This is a genomic window from Rhodococcus sp. EPR-157 (assembly GCF_001647195.1).
Taxonomy (GTDB): Bacteria; Actinomycetota; Actinomycetes; order Mycobacteriales; family Mycobacteriaceae; genus Rhodococcoides.
This window is the reverse complement of record NZ_LVCV01000196.1, coordinates 1-3259: the sequence shown is the minus strand read 5'-3', so window position 1 is coordinate 3259 and position 3259 is coordinate 1. Positions and strand designations below refer to the sequence as shown.

The 3259-nt window shown below is 61.9% G+C and carries 3 protein-coding genes and 1 pseudogene; 2 read left to right on the top strand and 2 right to left on the bottom strand.

The genetic code is table 11. The features are described from left to right. The coding region (locus A2J03_RS31590) for a hypothetical protein (protein WP_231912454.1) at nucleotides 1-227 on the top strand (227 nt) is incomplete at its 5' end. A 75-nt stretch (nucleotides 228-302) separates the two neighbouring features. On the opposite strand, the pseudogene A2J03_RS09155 reads toward A2J03_RS31590, so the two are convergent. Both A2J03_RS09155 and A2J03_RS09150 read right to left on the bottom strand, forming a co-directional pair. Further along, nucleotides 303-587 (bottom strand): annotated as a pseudogene (locus A2J03_RS09155) (polyketide cyclase); the annotation flags it as partial. A gap of 25 nt (nucleotides 588-612) precedes the next feature. Next, nucleotides 613-1317, bottom strand: a complete 705-nt coding sequence (locus tag A2J03_RS09150) for a DUF4352 domain-containing protein (protein ID WP_082897707.1) — start codon at nucleotides 1315-1317, stop codon at nucleotides 613-615. Between the two features lie 925 nt (nucleotides 1318-2242). Here A2J03_RS09150 and A2J03_RS09145 point away from each other — a divergent pair. Then, nucleotides 2243-3259, top strand: a 1017-nt coding sequence (locus A2J03_RS09145; RefSeq protein WP_197480685.1) for a DUF222 domain-containing protein, incomplete at its 3' end; no start/stop codon positions are given.

The window sequence follows — 3259 nt, the reverse complement described above, 5'->3', positions numbered from 1 at the left end:
GCATACGAACCGTACGGATGCTTACCGGAATCGGCGACGTGTACCCACGAGGAACGACATCGGCCGGCCAAGACACCGAAGTAGCATTCGATACGCCGGGTGCCGCCGTCACAATCCACGTGACACCCGCGCCACAATCAGCGCGACGAACCGCCTGCCATGCAGCCGATCCACTATCCCCCGACCACGCCAAGATCACGTCGATCCACTTCACCAGTCTCGCTTGACAATCCCTATCGAGTGGCGACTACGAGCCCATCGCAGTATTCGCAACTACCAGCACACGATCGGACCGGTTTCGGTCAGGTAGTGGCCTCCGCATCGAGCCGGCTCAGAGTCTCGGCCAGCTGAACCTCAGTGACCAGCGGAAACTTCACCTGCTCGAGAAGCTTCTTGTCGGTTACCTTCGACCAGTCGTAAGTGTGACGGACCAGCGTCTCATTGGGACCCTGAGACTCCAACTCCCACAGCCACTCCCACCCTCGAGGCTCGGTACCTGCAGGCGCGGTCTTCCAGGCCAACAACTTGTCCTTGGCGTAACCGGACACGTGATTGTCGGTTTGGTACTCGCCACCCATGTGATCGCCCCTGCATGTTCGGTCAGAGCTTCGGCTAGAGGGTATTGACCCAGCCAATCTTGTCCGTAGAGAAGGAGATCGCCTTCTCGAACAGGAGCACGTACGTTCCGGGTGTGTTGCCAGTAGGAGCATCGAAGCAGACAGCGCCGGTGCTCGTTCCACCAGGTGCAGTCTCACCCGAACTCAGCATCGGCCGGTCAGAGACGTACGTGCCGGTCCGAATGGTCCCGGTTGGGTCTTGCAGCGACCAGTCGAACAAGTTGAAACTCTGGATCTCGTCGGTGTTGTTCGTGATACTCACGTTCGAGCAGTACGCGCCCGTGCTGTACGCAGACGACACGAATTCGAGCGGTGAAGCTACGGTGACCACGCCGTCCCGGTCGACGATATCGCCTGCGTTTGCACCGATGTCGTCGCCCGTCTTGCCTGGCCACGTGACGCCGCTGTCCTGTGGCTCGGCATCTCCCTGTCCCGTGGGTGCGTCGCCAGGCGTCACAGAAGCTTCATCATCGCTACTGCCGTTGAATATGACGGAGAGGATTACGATGAGCACAACAATCGCGAGCAGTATCCAAGGCCACTTCTTGCGCTTCTTGGAAGCGTTCTGAGGAGCATATGTCTGCCCGTACTGAGGTTGCTGACCGTACTGGGGTTGCTGACCGTATTGAGGTTGCTGACCGTACTGGGGTTGCTGGCCGTACGGCTGATTGGGCTGGTTTGAATCCTGTGGCGTCGACATCGATGAACTCTCCTTGCGATGGTGCTCTCGCTTGGCGTGACATCAGAAAATGACTACTGTGTCAGTCGTTTTCACAAGACCGACAGTCGGCGATCGCACTCCAGAAGACCTGCACTCATTTTGAAGTGTAGGTGTGCAGTTGCGTCGTTTCATACCGCATGCAACTCAGATTCATTGTCGTTCTGAAGATTCGGTTCGTTACACCCCGCTGGGGCTCCAATCGGGGTTCTTCGGTTGGACCTTCGAGCGGTCGATGCGCTCACCCTGCCGAAGCGGCAACTTCGTCCCCTGAAGCGCGACCTGCGACCAAAGACCTAGAGCTCGATTCGGGACGATAGATATTGTCAGAGGTCATCGAGTACGACAGTCCGCGTGCCGGCTAAAATGAGTGCGCTCGCGCTGTACGTGTTGGTCCTGCCGTCCTGCCAGATCCATCGGAGACAGCACTCAGCACTTTGACCGGTACCACTCGGCGGCGCTGTCGAGCGTGCGCAGCAAATTGGCGCTGTTCATCCCGAGGAAACGTCGCAGCCCGCCAGCCCATGCTCCAAATGAAATTACAGAGTGCTGGCGATACCGTGCAAGTACGCCGCAGCCTCGGCGTAGAGGCCAGGGAGGGCTTCTTGGCGCATATCCATACTCCGACTGCTGCGTTGACTTCGACGCCACCGAGGTCGTACACACCGACTGTGCCGGCTTGAAATGCGTTGATGGCGATTGGCTCGTCGACGGTGAGGTACCGAATTTCTGCTACTTCTGTCGGTCGAGCTGGGTGTCCCAACGGGACATGCTTCGGTAGGGACCGATTCGAAGACGGACTCGGAGTCGACCGAAGACGTGCCTGAGTCCACGGTCGTCGTGGACGTCGCCAATGCCGAAAGCGGCGGCGGAGTTGTTGTCGGTGGTGGGTTGTAGCTTTCGGGGCATGCAGAAGTTGGGGGACTTTCAGAGCGCACACACGCTCTCCGATCAGGAGCTCGTGTCCGCACTCGCGCATATCCACACCACCGAAACATCCCTCACCGCAGCGAAACTGGCAGTCCTCGCCGAATCCGACCGCCGCGGCCTCGCCCTCAAACTCGGCTACTCCTCCGTCGCCTACTGGCACGCCAAGTCCACCCGAACCCCCGAAGCCCAGTCCGCCCACCACATCCGCCTCGGCTACTGGCTCACACAACACCCCACCGTCGCCCACGCCTTGACCGACGCCGACATCCACCACGCCCACGCCACCGCCATCGCCGACGGCCACACCCTCATCCACACCGCAGACCCCACCCTCGACGATGACGCCCTCAACGCCCACGTCGCGACGCTGCTCGACGTCGCCACCCGCTCCCTCGCCTCCACCGTCACCACACGCGCCCGCGAACTCGCCCACCACGCCGCAGCCGACGCTCAAGCCCGACACGACGCCACCCGCAAAGCCGCCGAAGCCCACGAAGCCGCCCGGCGCGCACGTGAAGAACAAGCCCGACGCGACGCGGAAGAGAAAGCCCGCCGCACCGGCACACCTGATCCCGCACCGCGCCCCGATGACACCGCAGATCCCGCTCCGGGCGATGACCCCGCACCTGATCTGCCCGACGGCCCCCGCCCACCATCAGCGGCAGAGAACCCCGCACTGAACGTGTTGAAGATCTTCCAACTACCCGACGGGCGGAGCCGAGTCGAAGGCAACCTCGACACCCTCACCGCCGAGAAACTCCGCACCGCCCTCTCCCCACTGACCGCACCGAAACCCGGACCCGGCGGCTCCCTCGACCCCAGATCCCCCGCCCGGCGTAACGCTGATGGTCTCGCCGAGATCCTCGACCGCCACCTCGCCGGCGGCAAAGGTACGACCTTCACCGCCCCCGACCGAGTCAACCTCATCGTCAACCTCGCCGACCTCCTCACACGCCCCTGCAATCACGCCAGCGCCGGGGAAGGCAGCCCGCTG

Excerpts from the sequence above, each read along its gene's own strand:
- A2J03_RS09150 (WP_082897707.1), bottom strand. The coding sequence starts at position 1,317 with ATGTCGACGCCACAGGATTCAAACCAGCCCAATCAGCCGTACGGCCAG.